The sequence below is a fragment of the Streptomyces rectiverticillatus genome, from assembly GCF_013394065.1.
Lineage (GTDB): Bacteria > Actinomycetota > Actinomycetes > Streptomycetales > Streptomycetaceae > Streptomyces > Streptomyces rectiverticillatus.
Genome location: NZ_CP040752.1, coordinates 4,594,573 through 4,609,967, shown reverse-complemented (window position 1 = coordinate 4,609,967; position 15,395 = coordinate 4,594,573). Strand labels below are relative to the sequence as shown.

Below are 15,395 nucleotides of genomic sequence, written 5' to 3'. Positions count from 1 at the left end.
AATCAATACGCGCCCAAAATCCGGTGCCCTTTACAGCTAAACCCGCTGTCCATCCAGCAATGCCGCGGCCGTGAAGAGTTCCACGCCGGCGGTGATAGAACCCTCATCCACGTCGAAATCGCCGCAATGCAGGTCACGTCGGGTCGTGTCGCCCACCGGGCGGACACCCAGACGGGCCATCGCGCCGGGCACGTGCTCCAGATACCAGGAGAAGTCCTCGCCGCCGAGGCTCTGCTCGGTGTCCTCGACGGAGGCGGGCCCGCGGCGGGCGGCCATGGCGCGCCGCAGCAGGCCCGCGACCTCGGCGTCGTTGACGACCGGGGGCACCCCGCGGACGTAATTGATCTCCGACTTGGCCCGGTGGAGCGTCGCGACCTCGTCGATCGCCGCGTGCACCAGGTCCGGGGCGTCCCGCCAGGCGTGCAGGTCCAGGCAGCGGACGGTGCCGGAGAGCTCGGCGTGCTGCGGGATCACATTGGGGGCGTGACCCGTCTCCATCCGGCCCCAGGTGAGGGAGAGGCCCGAGCGGGCGTCCACCCGGCGGGCCAGCACTGCGGGCACGTCGATCGCGATCCGGGCGGCGGCGGTCACCAGGTCGGTGGTGAAGTGCGGGCGGGCGGTGTGGCCGCCGGGGCCGCCCAGCGTGACCTCCAGGCGGTCGCACGCGGAGGTGATGGGGCCGACCCGCAGGCCGATGCGGCCGACCTCGACCTTGGGGTCGCAGTGCACCGCGATGATCTTGCCGACGCCGTCCAGGGCCCCGCACTCGATGGCGTCGAGGGCGCCGCCGGGCAGCACCTCCTCGGCGGGCTGGAAGATCAGCCGGACGGGACCCGGCAGCCGGCCCTGCTCGGCGAGGTCGGCGAGGACCAGGCCGGCGCCGAGGACCGCGGTGGTGTGCACGTCATGGCCGCAGGCGTGCGCCATCCTGGGGACCGTCGAGCGGTACGGCACCGTCTTGGTGTCCGGGATGGGCAGTGCGTCCAGATCGGCGCGGAGCGCCAGCATGGGCCGGGCGGGCACGCCCGGCTCCCGCCCGATGTCGCAGAACAGCCCCGTGCCCGTGGACAGCGTCCGCGGGGAGAGGCCCGCCCGCTGCAGTCTCGCCTTGACGGCCGCGGTGGTCCGGAACTCGCGGTTGCCCAGCTCGGGGTGCATGTGCAAATCCCGCCGGAACGCGATCAGTTCGTCGCGCAGCCCCGGGGGGAGCGTACCGGCGAGCACCCCCTCGCCCGTCCCCTGAGAAGTGGCAGTCCCGGCGTCGCAAGGCATCAGATGGTTCACGCAGGGAAGAGTAGAGCCCCTACCCGGGCAACTGCCCCCCGATCAAGAAAAGTTCAGCCGCATGGATGGCTCACCTGAGGGGTATGACCAGTCTTTACGGCTCAGGGAGCGGTCAGCGGGCTGGCCGGAAGTCGCCGCACATCCCGGGCCGTGTCCGTCACCTCGGCCAGGAATCCCTCCGCCCGCGGGGAAGCGTGCTCGGTGAGCCAAACGGGGTCGATGTCGCAGACCGCGACCGTGATCCCGGTGCCCGCGAGCGCCAGCGGCAGCGTGTGCACGACGGTCGAGGGGAAGCTCAGGACCGTGCGGCCGACCGGGCCGCGGCGGGCGACGATCTCCAGTGGGAGCTCGGGGCGCACGACTTCCAGCCCCACCGCGTCCGCTATCCGGCGCAGCTTCTCCGTGCTCTCGCGGCGGTGGGCGAAGTAGCGGGTGGCGCCGTGGGCGCGGGCGAGGGCGGCGACGGCTCCGAGGTAGCGTTCCGGGTCCACGACCCCGGTCTCCACCAGGGAAGTGCCCACGAGGTCCGTGCCGCCGGTGAGCCGGGGCGGGCCGAAGGCGGCGCGCGTCCAGGCGAAGTCGTTGGCCCGGACGTCTACGCCGGGTGGCGGTTCGACCGGCATCGAGGTGAACACCTCTACGCTCCGGCGATCGTTGGGCGTCAGCATCCGGCGTGCTGAAGCAGAGACCGGCGCGAAGATGAGATCGCGCGCCCCTCTACTGCCGCGCCGGTGCCACCGTACAAGGCTTTCGCCCCGGCCGAGTTGAGCGACGAACTCCATGGTGGCCGTGCCGTCGTCGACCACCACCAGCTCCCGGGCGCGGGTGATCGTCAGCAGCAGCTGGACGTAGCGCGAGAACGGGTCGCCGATCACGATCCGGTGGGCCCGGCGCAGCGCGCCCGCGAGGCCGCCGACCGTGGCCACCGGCGCCGTCGGCCCGCCCCGCGCCTCCTCCCAGCGCACCTCGTGCCCCTGATCACGGGCCAGCTCGGCCATCCGGCGCAGCTGGCCGCGCGACATCGGGTCGTGGGGCGCGAGGACGACGACCTGGAGCCCGCTGGGTTCGGGCCGGACGGGTGACGACCCCGGCCCGGCGGCGTCGGCGTCCTGGTCGCGCGGCCCGGGCTGGCGGGGGACGCCACAGGCCAGGGGCGTGGGGACGCCGCAGGCCAGGGGCGGGCGGGGCGGGCCGGTCGGCCGGGGCTGTTCGCCCACCCCTGTCGCGTACGCCCATTCGAGGACGTTGAGGAGCTGGACGGGACTCTCGACGAAGGCGAGGGTGCGGGCCGGGGCGGGGGTTGGGCCGGGGGCCGGGTCACGGGCGGGCTCGCGGGCCGGTTCGTGGACCGGCTTGTGCACCGGTTGGTGGACCGGCCGGGGCGGGTGGCCGGTCTGAGGGGCCGGGGGCGGGCCCGAGGGCGCCGGGGGCGGGGGCGGTGTGACGGCCGGTCCGGTCGGTTCGGTCGGCCCGGTCGGTTCGGTCGGCTGCGAGGGCCGTGGGCCCGGTGCGGAGTCACCCTCGGCGGCGTTCGGGGGCGTCTGCGAGCCCGGCGGGCGGGGCCGTGGGCCCGGTGCGAGGCCGCCCTCGGGGGCGGGGCTCGAGGTCACCTGGGGCCCGTCAGACCGCGGCCGGCTCGCGGTCGCCGCCCTCGGCGACGACGCCCGCGACCCGGCGCAGCTTGCGCATCGGGCCGAGCTCGCTGTCGTAGACGCGCTTCACGCCGTCGCCGAGGGACTCCTCGACGACGCGGATGTCGCGCACGAGCCGCGCCAGGCCGCCGGGCTCGACGGAGGCGGCCTGGTCCGAGCCCCACATGGCGCGGTCGAGGGTGATGTGGCGCTCGACGAAGGCGGCGCCGAGGGCGACGGCGGCGAGGGTGGTCTGCAGGCCCGTCTCGTGGCCGGAGTAGCCGATCGGCACGTTGGGGTACTCGGCGCGGAGGGTGTGGATCACCCGGAGGTTGAGCTCGGCGGCCTTGGCGGGGTAGGTGGAGGTGGCGTGGCAGAGCAGGATGTTCTCGCTGCCGAGCACCTCGACGGCGTGCCGGATCTGCTTCGGGGTGGACATGCCGGTGGAGAGGATCACCGTGCGGCCGGTGGCGCGCAGGGCACGCAGGAGCTCGTCGTCGGTGAGGGAGGCGGAGGCCACCTTGTGGGCGGGGACGTCGAACTTCTCCAGGAAGGCGACGGCCTCGGTGTCCCAGGGCGAGGCGAACCAGTCGATGCCGCGCTCGCGGCAGTGGGCGTCGATGGCGCGGTACTCGTCCTCGCCGAACTCCACCCGGTGGCGGTAGTCGATGTAGCGCATCCGGCCCCAGGGCGTGTCGCGCTCGATGTCCCACTGGTCGCGCGGGGTGCAGATCTCGGGGGTGCGCTTCTGGAACTTGACGGCGTCGCAGCCCGCGTCGGCGGCGGCGTCGATGAGGGCGAAGGCGTTGGCCAGGTCGCCGTTGTGGTTGATGCCGATCTCGCCGGTGACGTAGACGGGGTGGCCGGGTCCGGCCGTCTTGGCGCCGAGGGTCCGGACGGGGGCGTACGGGGCGGTGAGCACGGAGTTCATGCGGGCGGTTCCTTCGCGGTACGGGGGGGACGGAGGGAAGGTCGTGGGCCCTGACGGGCCGAGGGGTGAGCGGCTGAGCGGGTGTCGGGTGAGCGGGTGGGCTCTGCCGGGCTCAGGGCATGGCGAGGCCGGGGCCCAGCAGCCAGGTGGCGATCTCGCGCAGGGCGCCGCTGCCGCCGCGCGCGGCGGTGACGGCCCGGGCCGCGCCGCGCACGGTGTCGTGGGCGTCCGCGACAGCGACCGGCCAGCCGACGAGGCCGAGGCAGGAGAGGTCGTTGACGTCGTTGCCGACGTAGAGCACGCGGTCGGGGGCGATGCCCTGCTCCTCGCACCACTGCTTGAGTGCGCGGTCCTTGCGGTCGACGCCGTGCAGTACGGGCACGCGCAGCTTGCGGCCGCGGGCGGCGACGACGGCGTTGGCCTCGGTGGAGAGGATGAGCAGGGCGAGCCCGGCGCGGCGCAGGGCGGCGACGCCGAGGCCGTCGCCGCGGTGGACGGCGACGAGTTCGCGGCCGTCGGCGTCGATGAGGACGCGGTCGTCGGTCTGGGTGCCGTCGAAGTCCATGACGACGGCGTCGACGTCGGCGCGCGTGGGGCGGGCGGCGGGGTCGGGGCCGTCGAGGAGGGGCGCGAGGGCGCGGGCACGGGCGAGGTCGTGCGGATCGTCGACTTCCAGGACGCGGGCGGCCTCGGAGCGGACGAGCTCGGTGCGCCCGAAGAACCGGTGCCGGGCGACCCGGAAGCCGTCGGCGCGCATGGCGTAGGCGGCACCGGTCTCCAGGAGGTCCTGGGGACGGTCCTGGCGGCGGGGGCGGTGAGCCTTGTCGTGGTTGACACCACGGCCGCCGGAGGGGGTGGGGGTTAGGGCGGAGGCGGAGGCACCGGAGGAGGCCCCGTCGTCGCCCGCGAGCAGGCCGGGCATGCTGGGCATGCCGTCCGCCGCCCCGGCACCGGCGCCGCCGCCGTCCTCGCGCCACACGAAGCCGTGGAACGGTGCCACCGTCAGAGCGCTGTCCGCGCCCCCTTCGATGACCGCCGCGGCCACGCCGTCGACGTCCCCGCTGGTCAGGAAGGGGCTCGTGCACTGCACGAGCAGGACCGTGCCGACCCCGGTGCCGTGCATCGCCTCGTACGCGTCCATCGCGTGCAGCACGGCCGCCTCGCTGGTGGCGGTGTCCCCGGCGAGGGCGGCGGGGCGCTGGACGACGACGGCTCCGGCGCCGCGCGCGGTGGCCGCGATGCCGGGGTCGTCGGTGGAGACGACGACGTCGGTGACGAGGCGGGCGGCGAGGCACGCGCGGACCGCGCGGGCCACGAGGGGCACGCCGCCGATCGCGGCGAGGTTCTTCGCGGGCACGCCCTTCGACCCGCCGCGGGCGGGGATGACGGCCAGGACGGCCGTGGCGGCCGGGTCAGCCGAGGCAGAGGCAGCCGGGGCGGCTTGCATGACGGGCTCCTTGCGTATCCGGGGGTTCGGGGTGTTCGCGGCGGCGGCGGGATGGTGCCGATCCGGCGGCGCCGGGTGGTGCTTCTCCTCGCCGCAACGGCGAGCGGCCGGCCCGGCGGTGCCCGCCGGAGGGCGGTCCCGCGAGGACCCGCCAGGCGCGCCGCCACCGCGGTGGACTCCGGCGGTCACAGCTCCCCCGCCCGGCGGATCAGCGGAGCCACCCGCTGGACGCCGTGGCGGTAGGCGCCGCGGGCCGCGTCGCGCAGGGCGGCGCGGCCCGCGCGCCGCAGGGCGCTCTCCTCGCGGGGTGCTCCCGCCCGGCCGGGAAGGGGCCGGCCCCGGTGGTCGAGGCCGTGGCGGGCGAGGACGGCGGGGAGGTACCCGGGTGCGGTGGCTGCGGTGTAGTAGGGGGCGAGGGGCGGCAGGCCCGGCCGGGCGGCGAGGTCCGCGACGCGCCTCCGGGCGGCGGCGAAGACGGCCTCCCCGGAGCCGTCGGAAGGCACGCCCTGGCGGGCGGCCCACTCCGGGTCGGCCTCGGGCAGGTGGCCTGCGTCGAGCCGGTCCCAGGAGGCGAGGCAGCCCGACCCGAGGAAGTGGTGGTTGCCGAGGGACTCGCGGATGCCGAGGTCGGTGAGGACGGCGGTGGGGATCCCGCGGTGGAGGGACTCCAGGGCCGCGGTGGAACTCACGGTGACCAGGAGGTCGGTGCGGTCGAGGACCCCGCCCATGTGCCCGTAGACGAGGCGGCAGTTGGGCGGGAGCCCGCCGGGCAGACGCAGGGCGAGCTTCTGGTACGGGAGTTCCTCGATGTGTGTGGTGTGCTCTCCGGGCTTGCTGCGAAGTTTGATGAACACCTCGCGCTCCGGGTGCGCCCGGGCGTGCGCGACGGCGCGCCGGAGCAGATAGGCGCGGTCGGCGCGGCTCTCCGGTACGGAGGGCTGGGCGGCGAACACGACGGTGAACGGGCGCACTTGATCGCGGGCAGGGCCGTTCCGGTCGCCGAGGAACGGCAGCGCCCATTCGGTCACGCACGACGCGTCCGCACCCACCCCCTCGTAGACCTCGCGGAAACGGGCGGCGTCGTGCGGGGAGTTGGCGAGCACGAGGTCGGCGCCGTGGCGCAGCAGCAGGCCGTCGGCGAGCTTCTCGTAGACGACTCCCACGTAGCCGGTCACCACGACGGGCCTGCGGGGCTCGCCCTCCCAGGCCGCGGCGAGGCCGTGCACCATGGCCTGGACGGCGCCGCCGACGCAGGCGAGCACCACGACGTCGTAGCGGTCGCGGCCGGCCGAGCGGACGAACTCCGTCCCGGTGACCTCGGCGATCTCCGCCGCGGCCACGCCCACCTCGGTGAGCTGGCGGGCCGTGGGGGTCGCGCGGCCCCTCAGGAGGCGCCCGTCGAGCCGTGCGCCCGGGGCGAGGCGGTGCGCGGTGAGCGCCCCCCATTTCCACCGGGTGTCGGAGTCGGCGAGCACGGCGATCCGCAGCGGAGGTTCGGTACGTGATGGCACGTCGCCGACGATAGAAATCCATTCCGTTTCGTTGCCCAACGCGAGGGCAACAGCCGGTAAACAGCACACCGACGATAGGCGAATCAGCCCGGGGACGGGGCGGGTTCATCATTCCGCCGCGCTTCGTTCACCTCCGCGCCCGCCCGTGGACAGGACGAATGCCGGGGGGCCGCCTAATGTCGCCGGGGTGGTCAAGCTCTCCGTCATCGTCCCGTTCTTCAATGTTCAGACCTTTGCGCCCGATGTGCTGAGAAGTCTGCGTGCGAATGCCCGTAAGGATTTCGAATTCATTCTCGTGGACGACCGTTCGACCGACGGCACGCCGGCGCTCCTGGAGCGCGCCGGGCGCGAGCTGCCGGGCGCCGTGGTCGTGCGCCACGAGCGCAACGGCGGCCTCGCCACCGCCCGCAACACCGGGCTGGACGCGGCCCGCGGCGAGTACCTGACCTTCCTGGACGGCGACGACTGGCTGGCCCCCGGCTACTACGCGCAGCTCGTCCCGTTCATCGAGGAGCTGGACGTCGACTTCGTCCGCACCGACCACGTGCAGTGCACGGGCCGCACCCGCACCGTGCAGCGCGTGCCGCACGGGCGCCGCGGGGTGGTGCTCGACCCCCGCAGCGCGATCCTGCCGGCGGACCGCTCGACGTCCGTCGACTATCCGTACGCCTGGGCCGGCATCTACCACCGGCGGCTGCTGGACGCCGGGCTGCTGCACTTCACCGACGGCCTGCGGACCGCCGAGGACCGTCCCTGGATCTGGCGCCTGCACCGCGAGGCGCGCACGTTCGCCGTGGCCGGACTGCTGGGCGTCTTCTACCGGCGCGGGGTCGCGACTTCGCTCACCCAGATCGGCGACGTACGCCAGCTCGATTTCCTGCGCGCATTCGATCAGGTCATCGAGGAGACGGCCCGGGACCGGGATGCGGAGGAATTCCTCCCGAAGGCCGTTCGAACATATTGCGCAATCATTGCCCATCATTTGACGAATATCGAACGTTTTGAGCCGCAGGTAGCCCGCGCATTGCGTACGAAGAGCGCAGCCGCACTGCGCCGACTGCCCCCGGAACTCGTCAAGGACGCCGTGAATTCCATGGACTACGACCGCGCGATCCGCTTGCGGAGACTGAGGCGAAGGCCGGGCGGGGGTGGGGGCGGCGCCGGGGCCGGTGGCAGAACCGGGGCTGGGACCGGGACCGGGACCGGAACCCCGGGTTCTGCCGGAGCGGCCGCCTGATGCCGGCCCTCCCGCCCCCCGCGCGCCACCGCACACAGATCTTCCTCGCGTCCACGCTCTACGGAGCCGCGACGCTCGCCGCCGCCCTGGACGCCGGGTGCTTCACCCCCGCCGACCGCCGGCTGCTGCTCGTCGCCAACACCGCGGCCGTCCCGGAGACCACCCCGGCCCTCGACGAAGCCCCCGGCTTCGAGCGGCTGCGCAGCCGCTTCGACGCCGTCCTGTCCTGGAACGACGCGATCCGCCCCTTCCACCCGTCCGGCTGGTCGCCCCGCCCGGACGACGCGCCCCTGTGGGAACGGCACTTGCGGCTGCTGTGGGGCCTGGGCGACGACGACGTCTCCCTCGCCGTCGAGTCCCTCCAGGTCAGCCCCGCGCTCGCGATCGTGCAGTGCTTCCCCGACGCCCCCCTCGACGTCTACGCCGACGGGCTCATGAGCTACGGCCCCACCCGCAACAAGCTCGACCCGCTGATCGGCACCCGCGTCGGGCGGCTGCTCCACCTCGACCTCGTGCCCGGGCTGCGGCCGCTGCTGCTCTCGGAGTTCGGCGTCGCGCCGGAGATCGTCCCCACGGAGGTCTTCACCAAGGTGCTGGCCGAACTCGCCGACGCCGCACCCGCCCTCGACGCCCCCGAAGGCGCTGCGCTGCTCCTCGGGCAGTACCTGTCGGCGCTCGACATCCTCACCCCCGAGGAAGAGGAACAGCTGCACGTGCGGATGCTGCGCGGCGCAGCCGGGCGCGGCCACCGCGAGCTCGTCTTCAAGCCCCACCCGGCGGCACCGGCCCGCTGGTCGCAGATGCTGGAGGAGGAGGCCGGCCGGCTCGGCGTCACCCTGACGGTCCTCGACACGCCCGTCCCCGTCCTGGCCGAGGTCGCCTACCAGCGTCTGCGCCCGGCCCTGGTTGCCGGCTGCTTCTCGACGGCCCTGCTGACGGCGACGGCCTTCTACGGCCTCCCGGCGGCACACACGGGCACGGACCTGCTCCTGGAACGCCTGAGCCCGTACCAGAACAGCAACAGGGTGCCGGTGACCTTGGTGGACGCCACGCTGCCTGCGCTTGAGACCGCGTCGCTTGAGACCGCGTCGCGGGCCGAGAGCAGGGCGGAGGGCGGGCACAACACCACCCACCGGGCCGCAGCCGACAACGATCAGCAGGCCGATCTCAACGACCTCCTGGCCGCGGTCGGCTTCGCCATGCAGCCCCGGATCTACCCCGGCCTCCGCCCCGCCGCGGAGCGCTACCTCACCGCGCACCTCACTCCCCGCACCCGCCGCTACTTCAAGCGCCGCCGCCTCACCTCCCTGGCCCTCCCCGGCGCGATCCCGTCGCAACTGTCGTTCCTGCCGCGCAACCCGACCGTACGAAGGGTGGCCCGCAGGGCGCGGGCTCTGCAGCGGCGCCTGACCAAGGCGAAGACACCGGCCAAAACGAGGGTGACGACATGACGGCCCCGGCACTCCCCCGGCAGCGCCGACAGACCCCCGAGGGGCAGTCTGCGCCCTTAAAGGCCGCCCCCGCCGGCAGCCGCCTCCGCGCTCTGGACGCCCTGCGCCTCATCGCCGCCCTGATGGTGGCCCTGTATCACTACGGCGGACGCGACGGCGACGTCAGCCGCGCGTGGGGCGCCTCGCCGCGGCACGAATTCCCCACCCTGTCGGGCGCGTTCGCCTACGGCTGCCTCGGCGTCGAGATCTTCTTCATCATCAGCGGCTTCGTGATCTGCATGAGCGGCTGGGGGCGCCCCCTGCGCTCGTTCTTCGCCTCCCGCGCGGCCCGCCTCTACCCCGCCTACTGGGCGGCGATCCTGCTGGTGACCGTCGCGTTCGCGCTGCCGTGGGTCGCGTACAAGACGGTGTCGTTCAGCGACACGCTCGTGAATCTGACGATGCTGCAGCAGCCGGTGGGCGCGCAGCGCGTGCTGGGCGTGTGCTGGACGCTCTGGGCGGAGCTGCGGTTCTACGCGCTGTTCGCGCTGTTCGTGGTACTGCCGGGGGCGACGCGGCACCGGGTGGTGCTGTTCTGCGCGGTGTGGACGCTGGCGACCGTGGTGACGACGGCCTCGCACGTGGAGTTCCTGCGGGTCGTGGTGATGCCGGAGTACTCGTCGTACTTCATCGGCGGCATCGGCCTGTATCTGATCCACCGCTTCGGGCACGACCTCTTGCACTGGGGGATCGTCGCCGTGAGCTTCCTGGTCGGGCAGCACTACGCGGTGGCGGGGCTGTGGCACCCGCCGAACCCGCACTACTTCTCGTACCGCTCCCCGTACGTGATCGTCGCCGTCCTGGCGCTGGGATACGCGGCCGTGGCGGCCATCGCCCTGGGCAGGTTCCGCTGGGCGAGCTGGCGCTGGCTGACGGTCGCGGGCGCGCTGACGTACCCCTTCTACCTCGTGCACGAGCACCTGGGCTGGGTGGTGATCGGCGCGCTGCACCGGAGCCTCGGCATCCCCTCGTACGCGACACTCGGCCTGACCGTCGCCCTGATGCTGGGCCTGGCCTGGCTGCTGCACCGCTGCGTGGAGCAGCGGCTCACGCCCGTACTGCGCAGGTCACTCGACCCTGACGGACGGTCCGGCGGACGGCCCGGCGGACGGCCCGGCGGTCTTCCCGGCTGACGGCGGCAGCAGCGTCGCCTCGATGCCGGCGACGACGGCGTGCAGGCCGTCCTCGAAGCCGGCGTCGAGGTCTTCGAAGAACACCGTTCCGGCTTCTATGGCCAGGGGATATCCCTCCAGCCTCCGGGCGCGCTCCGACAGTTCGTACGCAGGGTCGCGCTCGCCACCGGGGACGGGATAGACGGACTGCTCCTCGATCACGTACCCCATGGTGTAGGTGTTGATGGTGAACCAGGCGCGGGCGGCGGCCCTCGGGGTGAAGCCCGCGTCCACGATCACCCGCATCATCCCCTCGACCGGACTCGCGTAGCCGAGGTCGGTGAAGCGCGTGCCGCTGAAGACCTTGGCGCCGTCGCGGTAGCCGAGCAGGAAGTCGCGGATCACGCGGGCCGAGCCGGTCAGGAACTCCTGCCACGTGCCGGCGTCGACGGCGGTGAGGGATCCGGACATGCGCCGGAACATCTCGGTGGCCACCTCGTCGAGCAGCTCCTGCTTGTTCTTGAAGTGCCAGTAGAGCGCCGGGGCCTGGACGCCCAGCTCCTGGGCGATCCTGCGCAGGGTCAGGCCTTCGAGGCCCACCTCGTTGAGCAAGCGGAGGGCGGTTTCGGCCACTTGGGCGCGGTCGATGCGAGTTGCCACCTTGACAGCTTAACAACGTTCAGTTCACCCTGGGAGGGCAACAAACTTAACGACGTTAAGGGGGCGGATCGCATGGCCATGTCCACGCCTGCATCCACGGACGTATCAACTGGCGCATCGACCGGCGTACCGACCAACGCACCGACCGAGACCGAAGTGCTCATCTCCGGAGCCGGGCCCACCGGCCTCGTCCTCGCCATCGACCTGACGCGGCGCGGCATCCGGCACCGGCTCGTCGAGCGGGACGAGCGCGGATTCCCCGGCTCGCGCGGCACGGGCATACAGCCGCGCAGCCTGGAGGTGATGGACGACCTGGGCACCGTGGGGGCTCTGCTGGCCTCCGGCGGCCCCGTCCCGCCGATGCAGACGTGGGAGGGCACCGAGCGCGTGCGCGAGTGGGATCTCGTCGAGCCCGGCGAGCCCTCGCCCGGCGTGCCCTATCCCGATGTGCTGATGTGCCCCCAGTGGCGCACGGTGGAGGTGCTGTACGCGCGCCTTGAGGAGCTCGGCGGCCGGGTGGACTTCAGCACCGAGCTGACGGGATTCACCCAGGATGCGGACGGCGCCGGTGTCACGGCCGAGCTGCGGCATGCCGACGGCACGGTGGAGACGGTGCGGGCGGCCTATCTCGTCGCGGCGGACGGCGGGCGCAGCACCGTCCGGAAGGCGCTCGGCGTGCCCTTCGAGGTCGAGGCCGTCGACGCCCGCCCGGCGCTGATCGCCGATGTGAGGATGACCGGCTTCGAGCAGGCGGGGATCGACCGCGATCACTGGCACATGTGGCCCACGGCGCCCGGCGGGCTCTTCGGCCTGCGTCCGCTGGAGGCCATGGCGGACACCATCCAGATCATGGCCTTCTATGCCGACACCACCTACGAACCGAAGCCCGAGCGCGATGCAGCCCCCGAGGCGCTGGCCCGGCTCATCACCGAACGCACGGGTCTGACGGGCCTCGTGCCGGAGGAGACCATCTGGGCCTCGTCCTTCCGGCCGAAGGCCGGCATGGCCGCACGCTTCCGCACCGGCCGGGTCTTCCTCGCCGGGGATGCCGCGCACATCCACTCCCCCGCCGGCGGACAGGGGCTCAACACCAGCCTGCAGGACGCCTACAACCTCGGCTGGAAGCTGGGGGCCGTCCTGCGGCTCGGCGCGCCGGACGCCCTGCTCGACACGTACGACGCCGAGCGCATGCAGGTGGCCGCCGATGTGCTGGCCCTGAGCACGCGCGTGCATGCGCAGGACCGCACCCTCGGCGTCGAGCGGGGCCTGTCGCGGCGAGGCAAGGAGACCCACCAGCTCACCCTCCACTACCGGACGGGCCCCTTGGCGCGCGAGCTGCGCCGGGGCCTGCCGGAGGGGTCGGAGGAGGGCGCGGCGAAGAGCGGCTCGGAGGACGTCCTGCGGGCGGGTGACCGGGCGCCCGATGCGCCCTGCACCAACGCCTCGGGGGCGCCCTTCAGCCTCTTCGACGCCTTCCGGGGCCCGCATTTCACCCTGTTGGACCTCACCGGGTCGGATGCGGAGGGCGAGCCGGCGGCGGCCGCGGTGGCGGATGCGGAGTGGGTCCGTACGTACCGGATCGGCGGTGCCGCGCCGGATCTGATCGATGCCGGCGGGCACGCCAAGGCGGCGTACGGCACGGGGTTGTTCCTGGTCCGCCCGGACGGCTATGTCGGGCTGGCCACGGACGACGCGGCGGACGTACGGGCGTATCTGGCGGAGGTGTCGGGGATAGGGGCGATACCGGAGATACGCCCCTGAGCGACGGTACGGGCGGCCCCCGCAGGGGCCGCGGGCTTGCCCGGCCGGGCCTACGGCCTACGGGCTACGGCCTACGGGCTCAGGCGGCGTCGTGGTCCGTGGCCGACCCGGCCGCCGGGACCTTGAGCGTGTAGTCGACCGAGACGGCGAAGCGCCCGGAGGATCCCCGGATCTGCAGGGTGTGGTTGCCGGGGCGCAGCGGCTCCATCTGCACCCACAGCCCGCAGGCGTGGGTGCGGAAGCTGCCGCCGCCGTCGGTGAGGGGGTTGCCCTCCTCGGCGGTGACCCGTACGGGCGTGGCGTCGTAGCGCTCGGCGCGCAGGGGCTTGCCGTCGAGGGTCGCGGTGCCCTTGGCGGGGGCCATGAACTCGGAGCAGCCGGCCTGATCGCTCATCAGGTTCACCAGCGGGAACGCCACCCGCTGCCCGGCCGGGACGGCGCACGTGCGCTTGGCGCGTTCGCCGAAGGTGCCGGCCAGGAACCAGACGCCGTCCTTCTGGCCCCGGTCGCACAGGCTGCCGTCCCGGTCCTCGACCGGGTTGGAGCCGCTGGGACTGGAGGCCGCCCAGGTCCACCAGCGGCCCTGGAGGTCGGAGGCGCCGAGCGGCCCCGCCGCCGCGTCGGGGGACGCGGGGGCGGTGGCACCGCCGTTCGGGGTGCTCTTCGCATCCGCGTGTTTCGGGGAGGGGCTGCTCGTGCAGCCGGCTGCCAGCAGGGAGGCGCCGAGCAGCACGGCGACAGGTCTTCCGATGCGCATGTGCGAAGCCTAAGGTCCGATATGCCGATCGGAGCGGCAGCAACGCAGAGCGGGCGGCGCAACCACGGCCGAGAGGAGCAACGGACCGAAGGACGGATGGGCTGACGGCCCGACGATCAGAGGACCAAGGACAGCAGCAGCACGAACACGAGGGAGACGACGGAGATCACGGTCTCCATCAGCGACCACGTCTTGATCGTCTGACCGACGTCCATGCCGAAGTATTCCTTCACCATCCAGAACCCGGCGTCATTGACGTGGCTGAAGAACAGCGAGCCGCCGCCGACGGCCAGGACGAGCAGCGCGGCGTGCGTCGTGCTCATGTCGGCGGCCAGCGGGGCGACCAGGCCCGCGGCCGAGATGGTGGCGACCGTCGCCGAGCCCGTCGCGAGCCGGATGGCGACGGCGATCAGCCAGGCCAGCAGCAGGGCCGAGACCGACCAGTCCTTGGAGAAGTCCAGGATCATCCGGCCGACGCCCACGTCGATCAGGGTCTGCTTGAAGCCGCCGCCGGCGCCGACGATCAGCAGGATGCCGGCGATGGGGACGAGGGACTTCTCCACGGTCGCGGCGAGCCGGTCGCGGCCGAAGCCGGCGGCCCGGCCGAGCGTGAACAGCCCGACGAGGACGGCGGCGAGCAGGGCGATCAGCGGCGAGCCGATGACGTCGGTGACGCGCTGGACGTGGTCCTCGGGGTCGTCCACGACGATGTCGACGAGGGCCTTGGCGAGCATGAGGACGACCGGCAGCATGACCGTGGCGACGGTGACGGCGAAGCCGGGGCGCCGCTCCAGTTCGGCCGAGGGCCGCTGCGGTATCAGCTTCTCGGGCGGCGTGACGTCCACCCAGCGGGCGGCCAGCCGGGAGAACAGCGGTCCGGCGATCACGGCGGTGGGCACGGCGATGAGCACGCCCAGGGCGAGGGTGACGCCGAGGTTCGCGCCGATGGCGTCGATGGCGGCCAGCGGGCCGGGGTGCGGGGGCACCAGGCCGTGCATGACGGACAGTCCGGCGAGCGCGGGGATGCCGATCCGCATCAGGGAGTGGTTGCCGCGCTTGGCGACGAGCAGCACCACCGGGATCAGCAGGACGATCCCGACCTCGAAGAAGAGCGGCAGGCCGATGACGCCCGCGATCAGCACGATCGCCCAGGGCATCGAGCGCGGTCCCGCCTTCGCCAGGATCGTGTCGACGATCTGGTCGGCGCCGCCGGAGTCGGCCAGGAGCTTGCCCAGGATCGCGCCGAGCGCGATGAGGACGCCGACGCCGGAGACGGTCGCTCCGAGCCCGGTGGTGAAGCTCGCGATGGCCTTGTCCAGGGGCGCGCCCGCCACGGCCCCGAGCACCAGCGAACCGATGGTCAGGGAGAGGAAGGCGTGCAGTTTGAGGCGGGTGATGAGGAGGACGATGACGGCGATGCCGACGAGGACGGCTATCCCCAGCTGTGCGTGACCCGCCGAAGTGATCGGTTCGGCGGGGGCCGCGGCCAGCATCTCGACGCTGAGAGTGCTCACGGGGCTTCCTTGGAGGGGGGAGGGAGGAAGGGGAAAGTTGATCAGAGCCGCACAGGCCGC

The 15,395-nt window shown here is 73.1% G+C and carries 12 protein-coding genes; 4 read left to right on the top strand and 8 right to left on the bottom strand.

Features of this window, described 5'->3' with window-relative positions; all coding sequences use genetic code 11:
* Window positions 1–36: 36 nt before the first annotated feature.
* The 5 genes from FGW37_RS20165 to FGW37_RS20145 all read right to left on the bottom strand — a co-directional run bounded on the left by FGW37_RS20165 (window position 37) and on the right by FGW37_RS20145 (window position 6,804).
* The gene (locus FGW37_RS20165) at window positions 37–1,272 is read right to left on the bottom strand and encodes an amidohydrolase (protein WP_179084802.1); all 1,236 of its coding nucleotides are present in this window, start codon (window positions 1,270–1,272) and stop codon (window positions 37–39) included.
* Window positions 1,273–1,385: 113 nt separating this feature from the next.
* Window positions 1,386–2,645, bottom strand: a complete 1,260-nt coding sequence (locus FGW37_RS20160) for a hypothetical protein (RefSeq protein ID WP_246430466.1) — start codon at window positions 2,643–2,645, stop codon at window positions 1,386–1,388.
* Window positions 2,646–2,904: 259 nt separating this feature from the next.
* Window positions 2,905–3,846 carry an N-acetylneuraminate synthase family protein gene (locus FGW37_RS20155; protein WP_179082331.1) on the bottom strand — a complete coding sequence of 314 codons (942 nt, stop codon included), beginning with the start codon at window positions 3,844–3,846 and terminating at the stop codon, window positions 2,905–2,907.
* 112 nt (window positions 3,847–3,958) lie between these two features.
* The gene (locus tag FGW37_RS20150; RefSeq protein WP_179082330.1) at window positions 3,959–5,293 is read right to left on the bottom strand and encodes an acylneuraminate cytidylyltransferase; all 1,335 of its coding nucleotides are present in this window, start codon (window positions 5,291–5,293) and stop codon (window positions 3,959–3,961) included.
* A 185-nt stretch (window positions 5,294–5,478) separates the two neighbouring features.
* Window positions 5,479–6,804 (bottom strand): DUF6716 putative glycosyltransferase, encoded by a 1,326-nt coding sequence (locus FGW37_RS20145; protein WP_343067136.1) that lies wholly within the window; start codon window positions 6,802–6,804, stop codon window positions 5,479–5,481.
* A 187-nt stretch (window positions 6,805–6,991) separates the two neighbouring features.
* Here FGW37_RS20145 and FGW37_RS20140 point away from each other — a divergent pair, with 187 nt between their 5' ends.
* Genes FGW37_RS20140 through FGW37_RS20130 form a run of 3 tightly spaced genes read left to right on the top strand, consistent with a single transcriptional unit; the run spans window position 6,992 to window position 10,664 of the window.
* The gene (locus FGW37_RS20140; protein WP_179082329.1) at window positions 6,992–8,041 is read left to right on the top strand and encodes a glycosyltransferase family 2 protein; all 1,050 of its coding nucleotides are present in this window, start codon (window positions 6,992–6,994) and stop codon (window positions 8,039–8,041) included.
* The gene (locus FGW37_RS20135) at window positions 8,041–9,492 is read left to right on the top strand and encodes a polysialyltransferase family glycosyltransferase (RefSeq protein WP_179082328.1); all 1,452 of its coding nucleotides are present in this window, start codon (window positions 8,041–8,043) and stop codon (window positions 9,490–9,492) included. Before FGW37_RS20140 ends, FGW37_RS20135 begins: the two co-directional genes overlap by 1 nt.
* On the top strand, window positions 9,489–10,664 hold the full coding sequence (locus FGW37_RS20130; protein WP_179082327.1) for an acyltransferase family protein: 1,176 nt from the start codon (window positions 9,489–9,491) through the stop codon (window positions 10,662–10,664). Before FGW37_RS20135 ends, FGW37_RS20130 begins: the two co-directional genes overlap by 4 nt.
* On the opposite strand, the gene FGW37_RS20125 is transcribed toward FGW37_RS20130, so the two are convergent.
* Entirely contained in the window at window positions 10,599–11,303 is a 705-nt protein-coding gene (locus tag FGW37_RS20125) for a TetR/AcrR family transcriptional regulator C-terminal domain-containing protein (RefSeq protein ID WP_179082326.1), read from the bottom strand. The two genes, FGW37_RS20130 and FGW37_RS20125, sit on opposite strands and share 66 nt — an antisense overlap.
* A gap of 78 nt (window positions 11,304–11,381) precedes the next feature.
* Between FGW37_RS20125 and FGW37_RS20120 the strand changes: the two genes are divergently transcribed.
* Window positions 11,382–13,064: an FAD-dependent monooxygenase gene (locus tag FGW37_RS20120; RefSeq protein ID WP_179082325.1), complete on the top strand. Its 1,683-nt coding sequence runs from the start codon at window positions 11,382–11,384 to the stop codon at window positions 13,062–13,064.
* A gap of 79 nt (window positions 13,065–13,143) precedes the next feature.
* On the opposite strand, the gene FGW37_RS20115 is transcribed toward FGW37_RS20120, so the two are convergent.
* Complete coding sequence (locus FGW37_RS20115) at window positions 13,144–13,821, bottom strand: signal protein (RefSeq protein WP_179082324.1); 678 nt, start codon at window positions 13,819–13,821, stop codon at window positions 13,144–13,146.
* Window positions 13,822–13,937: 116 nt separating this feature from the next.
* Entirely contained in the window at window positions 13,938–15,335 is a 1,398-nt protein-coding gene (locus tag FGW37_RS20110) for a GntP family permease (protein ID WP_179082323.1), read from the bottom strand.
* Window positions 15,336–15,395: the final 60 nt, after the last annotated feature.

Bases quoted from the DNA above. Each gene is read 5' to 3' on its own strand.
- FGW37_RS20165 (WP_179084802.1), bottom strand. From the start codon at position 1,272: ATGCCTTGCGACGCCGGGACTGCCACTTCTCAGGGGACGGGCGAGGGG.
- FGW37_RS20155 (WP_179082331.1), bottom strand. From the start codon at position 3,846: ATGAACTCCGTGCTCACCGCCCCGTACGCCCCCGTCCGGACCCTCGGC.
- FGW37_RS20150 (WP_179082330.1), bottom strand. From the start codon at position 5,293: ATGCAAGCCGCCCCGGCTGCCTCTGCCTCGGCTGACCCGGCCGCCACG.
- FGW37_RS20135 (WP_179082328.1), top strand. From the start codon at position 8,041: ATGCCGGCCCTCCCGCCCCCCGCGCGCCACCGCACACAGATCTTCCTC.
- FGW37_RS20130 (WP_179082327.1), top strand. From the start codon at position 9,489: ATGACGGCCCCGGCACTCCCCCGGCAGCGCCGACAGACCCCCGAGGGG.
- FGW37_RS20120 (WP_179082325.1), top strand. From the start codon at position 11,382: ATGTCCACGCCTGCATCCACGGACGTATCAACTGGCGCATCGACCGGC.
- FGW37_RS20115 (WP_179082324.1), bottom strand. From the start codon at position 13,821: ATGCGCATCGGAAGACCTGTCGCCGTGCTGCTCGGCGCCTCCCTGCTG.